We start from the raw sequence: 15,546 nt of genomic DNA on the forward strand, positions 1-15,546 counted from the left end.
GGCCTCAGGCGCGCGCGCTTCCCATCCGGCCGAGCCGCCCCTCGCGCAGCACCGTGTAGAGCCCGGCCGCAAGGATCAGCGCCGCCCCGGCAACGGTCCACACGTCCGGCCGTTCGCCAAGCCACGTCACGGCCATGATCGTGACGAAGACCAGCTGGAAGTACGCGAACGGCTGCACGGTCCCGGCTTCCGCGACCTCGTAGACCTTGATCAGGATGAAGTGCCCGAGGATGCTGGTGAAGCAGAGCAGCCCCATCCACCCCCAGTCGGCCCAGCCGCGGAGCGGCGTCCACCAGAACGGCGCGACCAGCGAGATCGCCACCGCACCCGCGACTCCGGTGTAGAAGAAACTCGTCTCCGCACTGTCCCAGCGCGCCACCATCCGGGTCTGCAACGAATAGAGCGCGAACATGAAGGCGGCGACAAGCGGCACCAGCGCCATCGGGCTGAACACCTGAAACCCCGGACGCAGGATCACCAGAACGCCCACGAGCCCGATGCCGATCGCAAGCTTCCGCCGCCACCCGACCGGCTCGCCCAGCACCGGCCCGGCGAGGGCGGCGACGAGCAGCGGAAAGACCGCGAAGATCGCATGGGTCCCGATGAGCCCCAGCAGCACGAACGAGATGACGGTGATGCAGATCTCGGCAACGAGCAGCACCGAGCGGAAGATCTGCAAGCCGGGGCGTCTGGAGCGCACCGCCGCGCGCAATCCGCCCGGCCGCGCCGCCGCAAGAAGCACCACGAAGATTGCGAAGGCCCAGTAGCGGATCATCACCACCGACATCACGTTGTAGTGCTCCGCGAGGTGGCGGGAGACCACGTCCTGCCCGGCGAAGATCGCCGTGACGAGGATCATCAGCGCGATGCCGAGCCGCGGGTTGTTGCGCTGTACCCGGGCAGGTTGGGGATGCTCCTCGGGAGTCTCGGCGACAGTGCTCAGTTCAGCCCCTCCGCCGCGAAAAGCGCCTTCAGGTCCGCTTCGGGCCGCGCGCCGATGTGCGAGATGATCTCCGCCGCCGCCACATTGCCCATGCGCGCACAGGTGAGCCAGTCGCGGCCGGTGACGATGCCATGCAGCAGACCGGCGGCGAAGAGATCACCCGCGCCGGTCACGTCGACAACCTGCGTGCCGTGCGCCGGCGCATGCACCCGCGCGCCACGGCTCACCACATGCACACCGCCCGCGCCGACGGTGCAGGCGGTGACCGGCACTTCCGCCGCCGCCTTCCCGATCGCGTGCTCGAGATCATCTGTCTGATAGAGCGATTTCAACTCGTGCTCGTTCGCCACCAGCAGCTCCACGTCCGCGCGGATCATCGCGAGAAACGCGTCGCGGTGCCGCTCGACGCAGAACGGATCGGAGAGCGTCACGGCGACCCTGCCGCCTTCCGCGCGCGTCGCCCGGATCGCCTTGGCGAAGGCCGCGTGGCTGTCCGGCCCGTCGAAACGGTAGCCCTCGAGGAAAATCCACTCCGCCGCGCCCATCTGGCGCTCGTCGATGTCGTCGGGCGACAGGAACTCCGACACGCCGAGATACGTCGACATGGACCGCTCGCCGTCCGGGCTCACCAGCACGATGCAGCGCCCGGTCTCGTGCGGATGGTCCGCGGGCGCGAGCGGCGTCGTGTAGCTCGCCCCCTGCGCCCGGAGATCATGGGCAAAGATCGCGCCCAGCTGGTCGTCCTTCACCTTGCCCACATAGGCCGTCGTCGTCCCCAGCGCCGCGAGCCCGGCAATGGTGTTCGCCGCCGAGCCGCCGGAGATCTCCCGCGCCGGCCCCATGTGACCATAGAGTTCGACCGCGCGGCCGGTGTCGATCAGCGTCATGATGCCCTTCTCGACACCGTGCTCCGCGAGGAAGCTGTCCTCCACGTGCCCGAGCACGTCCACGAGCGCGTTGCCGATGCCGACGACCTGATAGGGCTTCATTTCCGCTCCTGCTTTCCGGGACTTCCGCTGCGGCGCACTCATGGCCAAATTCGGCGGCGAGGGAAACCCCGCTCAGGCCACCTGGGTCTCGACCGACGCCTGCTGCACCGCCAGCACCCGCTTGACGGCGGGATCGGCCTCGAGGCGGTTCGCGAGCCCGTCGAGCGCCGGCCAGCGCTCAAGCCGCTCGGGCAGCTTCGCCCGCGCCCAGCGCAGCATCGGCAGCGCATAGGCATCGACCACCGACCGGCCGTCTTCGGAAGCACCGTCGAGGATCCACTGCCGCCCCGCCATGTGCGCCTCGAAGAGATCGAGCTTCCTGCGCACCAGCGTGAGGGCCGCCTCGACCACATTGCCGCGCGCCTCGTCGGTCGGATCGGTCGTGTACCGCGCCGGGCCGAACACCGGAAAGAACGCCGGATGCAGGTCCCCGGTCAGGAACGACGACCAGCGGTCGAGCTCCGCCGCCCCGCGCAGCCCTTCGCCACCGCCAAGCCGCGCCTCCGGGTGCTTCGACGCGAGGTAGTGCAGGATCGCCCCAGCCTGGGTCAGGATCCAGCCGTCATCCTCCTTCAGCACCGGCACCGCGCCCGCCGGGTTGAGCTCGCGCAGCAGCTCCGACCCGATCATGACCGGCACCGCCTCATAGGGCGCGCCGATCCACTCGAGCACCACGTGCGGCCCGAGCGCACAGGTGCCGTTCTTGTAGTAAAGCGTGGTCATCTCGTCTCTCCTTGCATCGTCCATTCCCGCGCGGCGCCGACCGCCTGTCGCGTGCTGTTTCCGGTTTTCATATGGGCAGAAACCCTATCGGGCAGTCGCAGGGGCCCCGCCAAAGGGCGGGGAGAGCAAACGACTCACGGGCGAAGCCCGTTCCACCGAAGCGAAGCCGCAAAGGCGGCGAAGCGCCAAGCGCCGGCCGAGCGGGAGCCTTCAAGGCTCCCCGAGGCCGGCGCTCCCCCGAAACCCCGCCACTCAAACCGTCTTGTCCTCGTAGGGGCAGAGATCGCGGATCAGACAGGCCGGACACGCGGGCCGTCGCGCCTTGCAGGTATAGCGCCCGTGCAGGATCAACCAGTGATGGGCATTGAGCTGGTACTCGGCCGGAATATGATCCTCCAGCGAGCGCTCGACTGCCACCACGTCCTTCCCCCGGGCAATGCCGGTGCGGTTCGAAACCCGGAAGATATGCGTGTCGACCGCCATCGCCGGCAGGCGGAACCAGGTGTTCAGGACCACGTTCGCCGTCTTGCGCCCCACGCCGGGCAGGCTCGAGAGCGCCGCGCGCGAGGACGGCACCTCGCCGCCGTAGTCATCGACAAGAATGCGGCTCAGCTTCATCACGTGCCGGGCCTTGGAGTTGAAGAGCCCGATGGTCTTGATGTGGCCGATCAGGCCCTCCTCACCGAGGTCGAGCATCTTCTGCGGCGTGTCCGCCACCTTGAAGAGCTCCGCCGTCGCCCGGTTCACGCCCTTGTCCGTCGCCTGCGCCGACAGCGCCACGGCAACGAGCAGCGTGAAGGCGTTCATGTAGTCGAGTTCGCCCACCGGCACGGGGTCTGCTTCGTGAAAGCGGTGGAAGATCTCGGAAATAGTGGCGTAGTCGAGCTGTTCCGGCATGATCACCGAGGCTTACGTCCCGCTCCCGGTGGCGTCCAGCGGCATTGCGCAGCTTCCGGGTGGAGAACCGGACCGCCCGCCTCTACCTTCTGCGTCAAAGCGGAGCACGTCACATGTCCGAAGATCTCGCCCAGGCCTACCACTACGGCGTCATCGGCCGCGCCATCGCCGCGATCGCCGAGCGCGCGCCCGAACAGGCGCCTCTCGAGGAAATCGCCGCCAGCGTCGGCCTCAGCCCCGCGCACTTCCAGCGCATCTTCAGCCAATGGGTCGGCGTCAGCCCGAAACGCTACCAGCAGTACCTCGCCCTCGACCACGCCCGGCGGCTTCTCGCCGAGCGCCACACCGTGCTCGACGCCGCGCATCTGGCCGGCCTCTCGGGCTCGGGGCGACTGCACGACCTCTTCCTGCGCTGGGAGGCGATGAGCCCCGGCGAGTACGCCCGCGCCGGCGACGGGCTTTCGGTCGCGTGGGGCTGGTTCGACACGCCCTTCGGCGAGGCGCTCGCCATGGGCACCGATCGCGGGCTCTGCGGCCTCGCCTTCGCGGCGGAAACCGGACGCGACGCCGCCATGGCCGATCTCTGCGCCCGCTGGCCACGCGCCGCCTTCCGCGAAGACCCCGACGCCATCACCCCCTGGGTCGAGGCCGCGTTCCGCGGTGCCGGCGAGGCGCGGCTGCACCTGATGGGCGCCCCGTTCCAGATCAAGGTCTGGGAGGCGCTCCTGCAGGTGCCCTCGGGGCACGTCACGACCTATTCCGACATCGCCGGCGCCATCGGCCGGCCGAAGGCGGTGCGCGCCGTCGGCACCGCGGTCGGGCGCAACCCGGTCAGCTTCCTCATCCCCTGCCACCGGGCGCTTCGGAAAGCCGGCGGCCTCGGCGGCTATCATTGGGGCCTCGGGGTGAAGCGCGCGATGCTCGCGTGGGAGGCAGCGCGCTTCGAGGCAGAACAACTGGAGGGCGCCGCGTAGCTTCGGGTTCCCGCGGGTTCCATCTGCTGCTATCGCGAGTTGCCGGACATCACCGGCGTCACGCGGAGCTTCCCCCCGATGCGCTTCCAGACTGGCTTCATCCTGTTGACCTCGGCCGCGATGCTCGCGGCCTGCACCAATCCCGACGGCAGCCACAACCACCGCACGACCGGCACGATCCTCGGCACCGCCGCCGGCGTGGCCATCGGCGCGGGCCCGGCCACCGGCATCGGCACCGCCGCCGGCGCGGCGCTCGGCAACGTGGTCGGCTCGGCGGCCGGCGCGCTGCTCGACCGGCAGCAGAAGGAACTCAACGCCGAACTCGCCGACACCGGCGCCACCGTCGTCAACACCGGCAGCATCCTCGTCGTCACGCTGCCCGAGTCCGTCACCTTCGACAGCGGCAGCGCGCGGCTGCATCAGGACTACGTCGACGAGATCGCCTTCATCGCTCGGAGCCTGCGCGACCACCCGAACTCGATCGTCACGGTGGTGGGCCACACCGACAATGTCGGCAGCACCAAGTACAACCAGGGGCTGAGCGAGCGGCGCGCCGCCGCCGTCGCCAACGTCCTGACGGAAAGCGGCGTCGAGGCGACCCGCATGCATTCGATCGGCATGGGCTACCATCAGCCGGTTGCATCGAACGACACACCCGGGGGGCGCGCGCAGAACCGCCGCGTGGAGATCATCATCACCCCGACGGTCTGACAACGAGTGGCGGGGTGCGCACGTTGCGCACCTCGCTCCCGGCTCACCCGACCGTCGGAAAAAGGCCGCGTCCGCTCAGCGCCCGGCGGCGCAATCAGCGCAGAGCGGCGTCGCTGGCACCGTGTCGAGCCGCTTTGCCTCGATCACCTCGCCGCAATTGGCGCAGATGCCATACGTGCCCCGACGGATCCGGTCGAGCGCCGCCTCGATCATGCGGATCTCCTGCGCGCCCGATGCGCCGAGATCCTCGAGCACCTGGTCATCCTCGCGCTCGGTCGCCTGCTCGGAGAAGTTGTCGCTCGCCGGCTGTTCGAGTTCGTCCTCGATCCGCACCAGCCGCCCCTGCAATTCCGTGAGGCGTGCCTCAAGCCCGGCCTTGCGGTCATCAATCGTCGTCATCCAATCCTCCACGGCGCGTCTTTTGCGACTTTCGCGGCATCGGGTCTAGCGGGTCGCTCAGGCGTTTTCCACCATGCGCTCCGCTGCAGCCAGGTCGACCGAAACCAGCTGGCTCACGCCCTTCTCCGCCATCGTCACCCCGAAGAGCCGGTCCATGCGCGACATGGTGACTGCATGGTGCGTGATGATGAGAAACCGCGTGTCGGTCCGCCCGGTCATCTCGTCGAGCAGGTCGCAGAATCGCGTAACGTTCGCGTCATCGAGTGGCGCGTCGACCTCGTCCAGCACGCAGATCGGCGCCGGGTTGGCGAGGAAGACCGCGAAGATCAGGCTGAGCGCCGTCAGGGTCTGCTCGCCGCCCGAGAGCAGCGACAGGGTCGAGAGCTTCTTGCCCGGCGGCTGGCACATGATCTCGAGCCCGGCCTCGAGCGGATCGTCGCTCTCGACCAGCACGAGCTTCGCCTCACCCCCGCCGAACAGGCTCTGGAACAGCGTCCCGAAGCTCGCGTTCACCTCGTCGAACGCCGCCACCAGCCGTCCGCGCCCCTCGCGGTTGAGGTTGGAGATGCCGTGCCGGAGCTTGGCGATCGCCTCCTCGAGGTCGGCCCGCTCGCTGCCGAGCGTGTCGGCCTCTTCCTTCAGCTCCCGCGCATCTTCCTCGGCGCGCAGGTTCACCGCGCCCATGCCGTCGCGCGCCCGGCGCAACCGGTCGACCTCGGCGTCGAGCGCCGCTGCTGCCGGGATCTGATCGCCTGTGACCGCGAGCGAGGCGAGCACGTCCGCGGGCGACCGCCCGGTCTCGCTCTCCAGCCGTTCGGTCGTCTCGACGGCCCGCGCCTCGGCACCCTCGGCAACCGCCTCGGCGCGCGCCCGCGCCTCGCGCGCCTCGCCGGCGGCCTTCTCGCTGGTGCGTGCCCGCTGGTCGGCGGTGCGGAACGCGGTCTCTGCCACCGCCAGCGCATCCGCCGCCCGGCGACGGCGCGTCTCGGCTTGCTCATGCGACGCAGCCAGTTCCTCGCGGCGGGCTTCGAGCGCCGGTGGCCGCGCCCGGGCGTCATCGAGCGAGGCGGTCGCGACCCCCGCCCGGCGATCGAGGTCGGCGAGCCGGCCCGAGGCCGAGGCCTTGCGGGTCGCCCAGCCGCCGATCTCGCGCGCGATCTCGGCAAGCCGTCGCGCCCTCGCCTCACCGGCACGCGAGACCTCCTCGGACTGGGTCCGGCGGGTCAGCATGGTGATGCGCGCGGCCTCGACCCGCATCCGGCCGGCATCGACCTTCGCCTTCGCCTCCGCCGGATCGGCCAATGCCGCCAGCGCCGCCGCGGCCTGCGTCTCAGCCGTCCGCGCGGCGCTCAGTTCGTCGCGACGGCGCGCCGCCGCGCCTTTCAGGCTCGCGGTCTTGCCCTGTAGCGTCTCGAACGCGGTCTCGGCGCGCGTCAGCGCCCGGGCGGCATCGCTTGCCGCCTGATCCGCCGCCTTGCGGGCCGCGCGCGCCGCGCTCTCTGCCGCCGTCGCCGCAGCGAGCCGGCTGGCGGCGGCATCCTTCGCCTCAGTGAGCGCCTCGAGCTCGGCCTCGGCCACCTCGGACTCGGCGCGGAGCGCGGCGAGGCGGTTTCGCTGCTGCAACCGCTCAGCCGTCGCCGAGGGAGCCGCCCCGGCCAGAAGCGCCAGTCCGTCCCAGCGCCAGAGATCACCCTCGCGGCTCACCAGCCGCTGGCCAGCGCGCAACAGCGGCTGAAGCCTTGCACCATCCGCCCGATCGACAACACCGATCGCCGCGAGCCGCCGCGTCAGCGCCACCGGCGCCGTCACCTCGGCCGCGAGCGGAAGGGCACCCTGGGGCAAGGCCGACGCATCGAGCGGCGGCAGTGCGTGCCAGCCCGAGTCAGCCTCCGCCGCCGGGTGCGCCAGATCGTCGCCCAGCGCCGCGCCGAGCGCGGCCTCAAAGCCCGGTGCCACCTCGACCGCGTCGAGCATCGGCGCCACATCGCCGGGCCTTGCCCGCGACAGGAGCCGCTCGATCCCCGCCGCCTCGGACCGAAGCGCCCGCGCGGCACCCTCGGCGCTCGCGAGCCGGCCCGCGAGCGCGGTTCCCGCCTCGCGCGCGGCCGATGCGGCATCTTCGGCGGAGGCCAGCGCCTCCTCGGCCATGGCGGCCTGCTCGGCGGCGAGTTCGGCCACATCGACGGCATTGGCGCGCGCCTCCTCGGCGGCGTCGAGATCCCGGGCGGCGGCGTCCATGGCGCCCTCGGCGGCCTCGAGCCCGCGCGCGATCTCCGCGGCACGGCGGGCGGCATCATCGCGCAGCCGGCCGGCGGCCTGATGCTCGGCGAGCAGACGGGCGACTTCCTCGGCCCGCGCGTCGGCCTCGGCCTGCACCGCGTCGAGCGCGGCAGCCGCCTCCTCCGCCGCATCGCGCGCGGCTTCGAGCATCGCCTCGTGCCCCTCGCCCTCGACTTCAAGCTCCGCCGCCTCTTCCGCGAGACGGCCAGTGGTCTCGACGGCATCACGGTCGAGCGCCGCCTCGCGCTCACGGTCGGCGGCAAGCTGGGAAATCTGCGCCTCGAGCGCCGCGACGGCGCGCACCGCCTCGGCAACCTCGGTGTCGATCCGGTCGCGCTCCAGCACCAGCCGCTGCAGCACGGCACCGGCAATCGCGTCTTCCTCGCGGAGCGCCGGCATCGCTTCCTCAACCTCTTCCCGCGCGCGGGCAGCGGTCGCGGCCTCGGTCTGGGCGGCACCGGCCGCGCGGGCCGTCGCGGTCAGCGTGGCCACGGCCGCGCCCCTCGCCGCGTCGGCATCATGCCAGTGGCGCCAGAGCAGCATGGCCTCGGCCCGGCGCAGCCCCTCGGCGATCTCGCGATACCGCTGCGCCGCCCGCGCCTGACGCGCCAGCGTGCCGAGCTGTGCCTCGAGCGCCTCGAGCACGTCGCCGACCCGGGCGAGGTTCACCTCGGTCGCCTTCAGCTTCAGCTCGGCCTCATGCCGCCGCTGATAAAGGCCGGAGATCCCCGCCGCCTCTTCGAGGATCCGGCGGCGGGCCTTCGGTCGGGCGTTGATCAGCTCGGAAATCTGCCCCTGGCGCACCAGCGCCGGCGACTGGGCGCCGGTCGAGGCATCGGCGAAGAGCATGGCGACGTCGCGCGCCCGGGTCTCCTTGCCATTCGCCCGGTAGACCGAACCCGCCTCGCGCACGATGCGGCGCACGATGGTCAGCTCGTCGTCGTCATTGAAGCCGGCGGGCGCCGTGCGGTTGCGGTTGTCCACGGTGAGGGTGACCTCGGCGTGGTTCCGGGCGGGCCGACCGCCGGAGCCATTGAAGATCACGTCCTCCATGCCGTCGCCGCGCATGACCGATGGCCGGTTCTCGCCCATCACCCAGCGCAGGGCCTCGAGCAGGTTCGACTTGCCACAGCCGTTCGGCCCGACAACGCCCGTCAGTCCCTGATGGATGACGAGTTCGGTAGGGTCGACGAAGCTCTTGAACCCGAGCAGGCGCAGGCGGGTGAAATGCACCGGTCGTCCGCTCCTGTACTGTCCGGGACACTGAGGATCCCAAGGGGGTGAGTCGGTGTCAACTCAATTCGATTCGGGCGCTCCGGCCAATGCGGCGCCTGTGCCGGCTCACGATCCGCCTTGCCGATGCCCCCCTTGACCGGCCCGCCGGTTTTGCCATTGCTTCCCGCAATCCGAGGAGTTGATCGCCATGGCCTACGACTACGACGACACAAACATCTTCGCTCGCATCCTCAGAGGTGAGATCCCCAACGACACGGTTGCCGAAACCGAGCACACGCTCGCCTTCCGCGATATCCGGCCGCAGGCACCGGTGCACGTGCTGGTGATCCCGAAAGGCGCCTATGTCACCTACGACCACTTCGCGGCGGAAGCGAGCGAGGCGGAGATCATCGACTTCACCCGGACGGTGGCGCGGCTCTGCAACGAGCTTGGCGTGGCACCGGGAGAGGGTGGCGCGGGGTGCCGCCTGATTGCGAACTCCGGTCCTCACTCGCATCAGGAGGTGCCGCACATGCACATGCATATCCTCGCGGGCAAGCCGCTCGGACCGATGCTGGCGGTATGAGACCGGCGATGACGAAGTGGACACTGGCTCTCGCGCTCGTCGCCGCGGTGCTTGCCGGGTGCAGCGGCGGCAAGGCGCCGTACCGCGCGCCCGGACAGAAGGGCTGTGACGACGGCGGATCGGGCGGCGTGCTGATCGACGGCGTGTGCCTCTGACTTGAGGCCGCCGCGGGCGGGAGATAGCATTCCGCATCAATGCCGCTACGACAGCAGGAGCCTCCCGGATGAGCTTGCGCCCCACCCGCCGTCAAGTGATGGCCACCGCGATCGTCGCCGGCGCGCTGCCGGTGCTTCCCCGGCCCGCCGCCGCCGAGGATCCCGCGATGGGGGCGGCGCAAGCCTTCTCCTTCGACCAGGTGCGCGAGATGGCGCGCGATCTCGCAAAGCAGCCCTACGCCCCCGCCGAGGTGCCGGACGCGGATCTGCTCGAGACCATCGACTACGATCTTCACAACCAGATCACCTACCGTGCCGACCGCACCCTCTGGGGTGACGTGCCCGGCGCGGCCAAGGTGCGGTTCTTTCACCCGGGGCGCTACTTCAAACAGCCGGTCGAGATCTTCGCGGTTCAGGACGGCAAGGCCCGGCAGATCGAGTTCTCGCTCGACCTGTTCGACCTGCCGGAGGACCATCCTGCACGCAAGCTGGAGAACGCCGGGTTCGCCGGCTTCCGGGTGATGGACCCGGACGAAAAGAACGACTGGCTGGCGATCCTCGGCGCCTCCTACTTCCGCACCTCGGGCTACTCGGGCCAGTTCGGCCTCTCCGCCCGGGGGATCGCGATCGACTCGGGCGGACCGGGGCCGGAAGAGTTTCCGCGCTTCTCGAAGTTCTGGCTCGAACAGGCTCCCGAGGGCGGCATCGTCATTCACGCCCTGCTGGAAGGGCCGCGGGTCACGGGCGCCTACCGTCTCGATACGAGGCACCAGCCGGGCAAGGGCGTGTTCCAGACCATCGACGCCGACATCTTCCTGCGCGGCGACATCGAGCGGCTGGGCATCGCGCCGCTCACCTCGATGTTCTGGTATGGCAAGAACAACCGCTTCGTCGGGCCGGACTGGCGCCCCGAGATCCACGACAGCGACGGGCTCGAGATGTTGCTCGCGACCGGCGAGCGCATCTGGCGGCCGCTCAACAACCCGCCACGCGTCATGGCGAACGCCTTCGGCGCGCAGAGCGTCAAGGGCTTCGGCCTCAGCCAGCGCGAGCGCAGCTTCGAGCAGTATCAGGACGACGGCGTCTTCTACGAGAAGCGCGCCACCGCCTGGATCCAGCCGCGCGGCGACTGGGGGCCGGGGTCGGTGATGCTGATCGAGCTGACGACCAACGACGAAATCCACGACAACATCGTCGCCTTCTGGAACCCGGGCGAGCCGGCGGCGGCGGGCAAGGAATTCAACCTGAGCTACACCCTCGACTGGGTGAGCGACTCGCCGCCGCAGGACACTGCCCGCTTCATCGCGACCCGCGTCGGTGCCGGGGGTGTGCCGGGTCAGGTGCGGCCGCCGAACACGGTGAAGTACGTGCTCGACCTCGACGGCAAGGGGCTCGAAGGGCTCGACCGGTCGAGCGGCGTCGAGGCTGTTGTCGAGGCGAGCCGTGGCACGCTGAGCCTCGTCTATGCCTTCCCGATCGCGACCACCGACCGCTGGCGCGTGACATTCGACCTCGACTTCGGCGAGGACCCCAGCGACGACCCGATCGACCTGCGGCTGTTCCTGCGTCACGAAGGTCAGGCGATGTCGGAGACGTGGATCTATCAGGCCTTCCCGTCGCAGCTCCGCGCGTTGCTCGCCGATCACGCCTGACACGGGCGGACGGGGCCCCCGGGCCCCGTCTTCACGACAGACAGGTGCGCGGCCGCCGCTCAGGGCGCCAGCGGCTCGACCGACGCGGTGGACCGGGCGATGCGTTCCGCCACCGCCGACCAGAATGATTGCTCCGCGGCCGGCAACCCCGGTTCGTCCGCCGCGCGCTGCGCCTGCTCGAACGCCGTGTCGCCATAGGCCTCGAGCAGGAGCGCCGCCCGCTCGCGAATTTTCCGCCCGTAGGCGAAGCGCTCCTCGAGCGGTGCCATCGTTGCCCTGTCTCCCTGCAAGTGTCGGAGATACGTGCCGGCTTTACCGCGCCTTTACAAGTTCGCGGGACCGCCGTGGTGAATCGCCGGCCCTCAGGGCCCGCACCCCTCCCGGAGCCCTCGTTCGCTGTGGCTTGACGGTCGCACGATCACGCGCATCGGCAGAAATATCACACTCACGCTGATCTGATTGCACGCGGAATGAGCCATCGCGGGTTGGGGGCGCCGTGACCGCCTGCACAGTGCAACTTGTAACAGGCTGTTACAAAAGAGTTTTCGTACTGGACAGAGACCGTTGGTGCAGCGGAACCACACCGTTTGGGATCAAAGCAAGAACGCGGCGTTCCACTTGCAGGAATCGAAGAGCCGCCCATACTCGAACCCAATAAAAAATAAGTACGATGAGCAGGAGAATACCATGTTCCTCAGCGAGAGGATGCGGCGCACGCCGCATCCCGCGGTATGGCGTTGGCTTGGGTTACTTGGGTTCGTTCCGCTGGTGTTTCTGGCGGCATCTCGCGCTGAGCCGATCGAGGCACGGCTTGGCTCGCACTGGGGATCAATCTACGAGACCGTCTGCCTCGCGCTGGTACTGACCGGGCTCGGGATCCGCGCCGGAATGGCAGCCTGCCATCCACTGATGCGCGACAGGCTCGACGCAAGCGGATTCTACTCCGTCTCGCGCAACCCGATCTACTTCGCGAACAGCCTGGTCATGGTCGGGATCATGCTCTTCACGCAGGACGTGATCCTCGGCATCGCCTTCGCCCTGTGGCTCGCGGTCTACTACGAGCGCACGATCCTCGCCGAGGAAGCGCGTCTCTTCCGTCGCTTCGGGATGGTGTTCGTCGGCTGGGCGACGCTGACGCCCGTGTTCCTGCCGCGTCTGACCTCATGGCGCCCGCCCGCCGCCCGGTTCAGCCTGCGCGCCGTCATGCGCCGCGAGCCGCTGGTCTGGTTCGGCGTCACCGCCGCGCTCGCGGCGATCGCCGCGCTGTCCGATCATTTCGGCGACGAGCCGATGGATGACATCGGCCTGATGTTGCTTCTCGCCGCGGCGATTGCCGGAGCCGGGTTCTCGCTCATTGGCCGTCAGGCCGGACTTCTTGACGACCCCAAGCCCTGAGGCGGCTCGGGAAGCAGCGCCTCGAGCGTTTCCAGCGTATCGGCCTCGCCGGGCGGCTTGTCCCAGCGCAGCCGGGAAATCCGCGGGAAGCGCATGGCAACGCCTGAGCGGTGGCGCGTCGAGCGGGCGAGGCCCTCGAACGCCACCTCGAGCACCAGTCCATGATCCGGCTCCGCGCGCACCGCGCGCACGGGTCCGAACCGCTCGGTGGTGTTGGCCCGGACCCAGCGGTCGATCTGCTCCAGCTCCTCGTCGGTGAAGCCGAAGTATGCCTTGCCGACCGGCGCCAGACTGCCATCGCTGGTCCACAGCCCGAAGGTGTAATCCGAGTAGTAACCCGATCGCTTGCCGTGGCCACGCTGGGCGTACATCAGCACCGCGTCGATCACGTGCGGATCGCGCTTCCACTTGAACCAGAGCCCCTTCGGCCGGCCGGGAACGTAGGGCGAGTCGCGGCGCTTCAGCATCACCCCCTCGATCACCGGATCAGGCGGCGCGGCGCGAAGCCGGGCCAGATCCTCCCAGCTCTCCACGGGGAGGAGCGGCGAGAGATCGAAGCGGCCGGGATCGAGGCGGGCGGACAACGCCTCGAGCGCCGCGCGCCGGGTTTCGAACGGCTCGGGTCTGAGATCGCGTCCATCCGCCTGCAACAGATCGTAGGCGCGCAGGTGCGCGGGGTAACGGCGAAGCTGCGCCGCGCTCACCGTCTTGCGGTTCAACCGCTGCTGCAGGTCGGAGAAGGTGGCAATCGACCCATTGGGGCGCCGGACCAGAAGCTCGCCGTCGATCGCGGCATCGAAGTCGAGCGCCGCCACCAGATCGGGAAACGCACCGGAGATATCGTCCCCGGTGCGGGAGTAGAGGCGCCGGCCACCCGCCTCGCTCACCGCCTGCACACGGATGCCGTCCCACTTCCATTCCGCCACGAAATCGCCCGGGGCCATCCGGTCCAAGTCGCGTTCCCCGAGCGCGTGGGCAAGCATGACCGGTCGAAACGGCGCCGCGGCGGCAGAGACCGGCTTCTCGCCGTCGCCGTCGAGCCAGGCGAAGAGCGGCTGGTAGGGCGGAGCCAGACCGTGCCACAGTTCCTCGATTTCCGTCACGTCGACACCGCCGAAATCCGCGAGTGCCTGCTTCGCGAGCCGGGCGGAGACGCCGACGCGCAGGCCGCCGGTCACGAGTTTCAGGAGCGCGTAGCGCTCCGAACCGCCAAGCCGGTCAAGCAGGCGCTCGACCACCTGCGGCGCCTCCCGGCGCGATGCGGCGTGGAGCGTGTCTATCACCTCACCAAGGCTCGGGTCCGAGGCCGGCATGGGCGTTGGCAGCCCAGGCGCCGGCGGCCAGATCAGCGCGACGGTCTCGGCCAGATCGCCGACGAAATCGTAGGACAGCGCGAAAAGCTCCGCGTCCACCCGCTCCGTCGCCAGCGACCGCAGCAGCGCGGGCTTCACCGCGTCGAGCTTCAGGTCGCGGGTGATGGCCGCGATGCCCCAGCCGCGATCCGGGTCGGGCGCCTCGCGCAGGTAGTCGACGATGAGCCGCAACTTGCCGTTGCGTGCCGGCGTGAAGGCGAGGCGTTCGAGCAGGTCGGCGAAGCGGCGCATCAGTCCTCCGCCTCGTCCTCGTAGCCCACCAGATGCAGCGGACGGGCCGGCCGCCCGGTGAGGCTGCACCAGCGGACCAACGCCTCCTCACGACCGTGGGTGACCCACACCTCGGTCGGGTCGAGTTCGTCGATTGTCGTGGTCAGCTCGGTCCAGTCGCAGTGGTCGGAGATGACGAGCGGCAGCTCCACGCCGCGCTGCCGGGCGCGGGCGCGCACCTGCATCCAGCCGGAGGCAAAGCCGATCAGCGGGTCGGCGAAGCGGCGGACCCAGGCGCTGGCGAAGGCTGATGGCGGGCCAAGCACGATCTGGCCGGCGAAGTCGCGCGACCGGCCGCGCTCGATGGTGGCGTCGGGAAGGTCTCCCAGCGCAACGCCGCGCTCGGCGTAGTAGTCGCAGAGCCGGCGGAGCGCCCCATGCACGAAGATCGGCCCGTCGTGACCGGCGGCACGCAGCAGCGCGATCAGCCGCTGCGCCTTGCCGAGGGCATAGACCCCGATGAGATGCGTGCGCTCGGGAAACTGCGTGAGGGACTGCAGAAGCCTGCCCGCCTCGGCGAGGGGCTCGGGATGGCGAAAGACCGGCAGGCCAAAGGTCGCCTCGGTGATGAAGACGTCGCCCCTGACCGGCTCGAAGGCCGCACAGGTCGGGTCGGGCGTGCGCTTGTAGTCGCCGGCCGCCACGATGCGAAAACCACCGCGCTCCACCTCGATCTGCGCCGAGCCGAGGACGTGACCCGCGGGGTGAAAGGTCGTGGCAACCTCGCCGATCGCGACCCGTTCGCCGTAGCGCAGGGGCTGCACGCTGCCTGCGAACCCCTCCCCCATGCGGATCGCCATGATGTCGAGGGTCTCGCGCGTGGCAAGCACGGCGCCGTGGCCGGAGGTGGCGTGATCGGAATGAGCGTGGGTGACGAGTGCGCGGGCGACCGGCCGGACCGGGTCGATGAAGAAGTCGCCCGGTGGGCAGTAGAGGCCTTCGGGCCGCGACTGGAGGAGATCCGCGGGGCGCATGGATCTGGTG

General features: G+C 69.8%; 15 protein-coding genes. 6 read left to right on the forward strand and 9 right to left on the reverse strand.

Translation table 11 applies throughout. The features are described from left to right. Positions 1-4: 4 nt before the first annotated feature. From HNP73_RS19975 to nth, 4 genes are all read right to left on the reverse strand, one after another. The gene (locus HNP73_RS19975) at positions 5-943 is read right to left on the reverse strand and encodes a DMT family transporter (protein WP_281379308.1); all 939 of its coding nucleotides are present in this window, start codon (positions 941-943) and stop codon (positions 5-7) included. Continuing rightward, positions 940-1,932 carry an adenosine kinase gene (locus HNP73_RS19980; protein ID WP_184154298.1) on the reverse strand — a complete coding sequence of 331 codons (993 nt, stop codon included), beginning with the start codon at positions 1,930-1,932 and terminating at the stop codon, positions 940-942. Before HNP73_RS19980 ends, HNP73_RS19975 begins: the two co-directional genes overlap by 4 nt. Positions 1,933-2,004: 72 nt before the next feature. Continuing rightward, positions 2,005-2,655, reverse strand: a complete 651-nt coding sequence (locus HNP73_RS19985; RefSeq protein ID WP_184154301.1) for a glutathione S-transferase family protein — start codon at positions 2,653-2,655, stop codon at positions 2,005-2,007. Positions 2,656-2,907: 252 nt separating this feature from the next. After that, on the reverse strand, positions 2,908-3,552 hold the full coding sequence (nth, locus tag HNP73_RS19990; RefSeq protein ID WP_184154680.1) for an endonuclease III: 645 nt from the start codon (positions 3,550-3,552) through the stop codon (positions 2,908-2,910). 113 nt (positions 3,553-3,665) lie between these two features. Here nth and HNP73_RS19995 point away from each other — a divergent pair, with 113 nt between their 5' ends. Then, complete coding sequence (locus HNP73_RS19995; protein ID WP_184154304.1) at positions 3,666-4,526, forward strand: methylated-DNA--[protein]-cysteine S-methyltransferase; 861 nt, start codon at positions 3,666-3,668, stop codon at positions 4,524-4,526. 78 nt (positions 4,527-4,604) lie between these two features. Further along, positions 4,605-5,237 carry a YiaD family glycine zipper/OmpA-like lipoprotein gene (locus HNP73_RS20000; RefSeq protein WP_184154307.1) on the forward strand — a complete coding sequence of 211 codons (633 nt, stop codon included), beginning with the start codon at positions 4,605-4,607 and terminating at the stop codon, positions 5,235-5,237. A gap of 75 nt (positions 5,238-5,312) precedes the next feature. On the opposite strand, the gene HNP73_RS20005 is transcribed toward HNP73_RS20000, so the two are convergent. Together HNP73_RS20005 and smc are read right to left on the reverse strand one after the other, a co-directional pair. Next, positions 5,313-5,636: a TraR/DksA family transcriptional regulator gene (locus tag HNP73_RS20005; RefSeq protein WP_184154310.1), complete on the reverse strand. Its 324-nt coding sequence runs from the start codon at positions 5,634-5,636 to the stop codon at positions 5,313-5,315. 57 nt (positions 5,637-5,693) lie between these two features. Then, positions 5,694-9,149, reverse strand: coding sequence for a chromosome segregation protein SMC (gene smc, locus HNP73_RS20010; RefSeq protein WP_184154313.1), 3,456 nt, complete (start codon positions 9,147-9,149; stop codon positions 5,694-5,696). Positions 9,150-9,339: 190 nt separating this feature from the next. On the opposite strand from smc, the gene HNP73_RS20015 reads away from it, so the two are divergent. The 3 genes from HNP73_RS20015 to HNP73_RS20025 all read left to right on the forward strand — a co-directional run bounded on the left by HNP73_RS20015 (position 9,340) and on the right by HNP73_RS20025 (position 11,524). Next, positions 9,340-9,717, forward strand: a complete 378-nt coding sequence (locus HNP73_RS20015; RefSeq protein WP_184154316.1) for an HIT domain-containing protein — start codon at positions 9,340-9,342, stop codon at positions 9,715-9,717. Positions 9,718-9,725: 8 nt separating this feature from the next. Continuing rightward, positions 9,726-9,872: a hypothetical protein gene (locus HNP73_RS20020; RefSeq protein ID WP_184154319.1), complete on the forward strand. Its 147-nt coding sequence runs from the start codon at positions 9,726-9,728 to the stop codon at positions 9,870-9,872. A gap of 68 nt (positions 9,873-9,940) precedes the next feature. Continuing rightward, on the forward strand, positions 9,941-11,524 hold the full coding sequence (locus tag HNP73_RS20025; protein ID WP_184154322.1) for an OpgD/OpgG family glucan biosynthesis protein: 1,584 nt from the start codon (positions 9,941-9,943) through the stop codon (positions 11,522-11,524). A gap of 59 nt (positions 11,525-11,583) precedes the next feature. Here the strand turns inward: HNP73_RS20025 and HNP73_RS20030 are convergent, their stop codons facing one another. Beyond that, positions 11,584-11,793, reverse strand: a complete 210-nt coding sequence (locus HNP73_RS20030) for a hypothetical protein (RefSeq protein WP_184154325.1) — start codon at positions 11,791-11,793, stop codon at positions 11,584-11,586. Between the two features lie 418 nt (positions 11,794-12,211). On the opposite strand from HNP73_RS20030, the gene HNP73_RS20035 reads away from it, so the two are divergent. Next, positions 12,212-12,919, forward strand: a complete 708-nt coding sequence (locus HNP73_RS20035) for a methyltransferase family protein (protein ID WP_184154329.1) — start codon at positions 12,212-12,214, stop codon at positions 12,917-12,919. Here HNP73_RS20035 and HNP73_RS20040 read toward each other — a convergent pair. After that, the gene (locus HNP73_RS20040) at positions 12,886-14,523 is read right to left on the reverse strand and encodes a cisplatin damage response ATP-dependent DNA ligase (protein ID WP_184154332.1); all 1,638 of its coding nucleotides are present in this window, start codon (positions 14,521-14,523) and stop codon (positions 12,886-12,888) included. The genes HNP73_RS20035 and HNP73_RS20040 overlap by 34 nt on opposite strands. Continuing rightward, positions 14,523-15,536, reverse strand: coding sequence for a ligase-associated DNA damage response exonuclease (locus HNP73_RS20045; protein WP_184154335.1), 1,014 nt, complete (start codon positions 15,534-15,536; stop codon positions 14,523-14,525). The genes HNP73_RS20040 and HNP73_RS20045 overlap by 1 nt, the downstream gene beginning before the upstream one ends. Between the last annotated feature and the right edge of the window lie 10 nt (positions 15,537-15,546).

The organism is Amaricoccus macauensis (assembly GCF_014201905.1).
In the GTDB taxonomy this organism is placed as follows: domain Bacteria; phylum Pseudomonadota; class Alphaproteobacteria; order Rhodobacterales; family Rhodobacteraceae; genus Amaricoccus; species Amaricoccus macauensis.

Bases quoted from the DNA above. Each gene is read 5' to 3' on its own strand.
- HNP73_RS19980 (WP_184154298.1), bottom strand. From the start codon at position 1,932: ATGAAGCCCTATCAGGTCGTCGGCATCGGCAACGCGCTCGTGGACGTG.
- HNP73_RS19985 (WP_184154301.1), bottom strand. From the start codon at position 2,655: ATGACCACGCTTTACTACAAGAACGGCACCTGTGCGCTCGGGCCGCAC.
- nth (WP_184154680.1), bottom strand. From the start codon at position 3,552: ATGCCGGAACAGCTCGACTACGCCACTATTTCCGAGATCTTCCACCGC.
- HNP73_RS19995 (WP_184154304.1), top strand. From the start codon at position 3,666: ATGTCCGAAGATCTCGCCCAGGCCTACCACTACGGCGTCATCGGCCGC.
- HNP73_RS20000 (WP_184154307.1), top strand. From the start codon at position 4,605: ATGCGCTTCCAGACTGGCTTCATCCTGTTGACCTCGGCCGCGATGCTC.
- HNP73_RS20005 (WP_184154310.1), bottom strand. From the start codon at position 5,636: ATGACGACGATTGATGACCGCAAGGCCGGGCTTGAGGCACGCCTCACG.
- HNP73_RS20015 (WP_184154316.1), top strand. From the start codon at position 9,340: ATGGCCTACGACTACGACGACACAAACATCTTCGCTCGCATCCTCAGA.
- HNP73_RS20020 (WP_184154319.1), top strand. From the start codon at position 9,726: ATGACGAAGTGGACACTGGCTCTCGCGCTCGTCGCCGCGGTGCTTGCC.
- HNP73_RS20025 (WP_184154322.1), top strand. From the start codon at position 9,941: ATGAGCTTGCGCCCCACCCGCCGTCAAGTGATGGCCACCGCGATCGTC.
- HNP73_RS20030 (WP_184154325.1), bottom strand. From the start codon at position 11,793: ATGGCACCGCTCGAGGAGCGCTTCGCCTACGGGCGGAAAATTCGCGAG.
- HNP73_RS20035 (WP_184154329.1), top strand. From the start codon at position 12,212: ATGTTCCTCAGCGAGAGGATGCGGCGCACGCCGCATCCCGCGGTATGG.
- HNP73_RS20040 (WP_184154332.1), bottom strand. From the start codon at position 14,523: ATGCGCCGCTTCGCCGACCTGCTCGAACGCCTCGCCTTCACGCCGGCA.
- HNP73_RS20045 (WP_184154335.1), bottom strand. From the start codon at position 15,536: ATGCGCCCCGCGGATCTCCTCCAGTCGCGGCCCGAAGGCCTCTACTGC.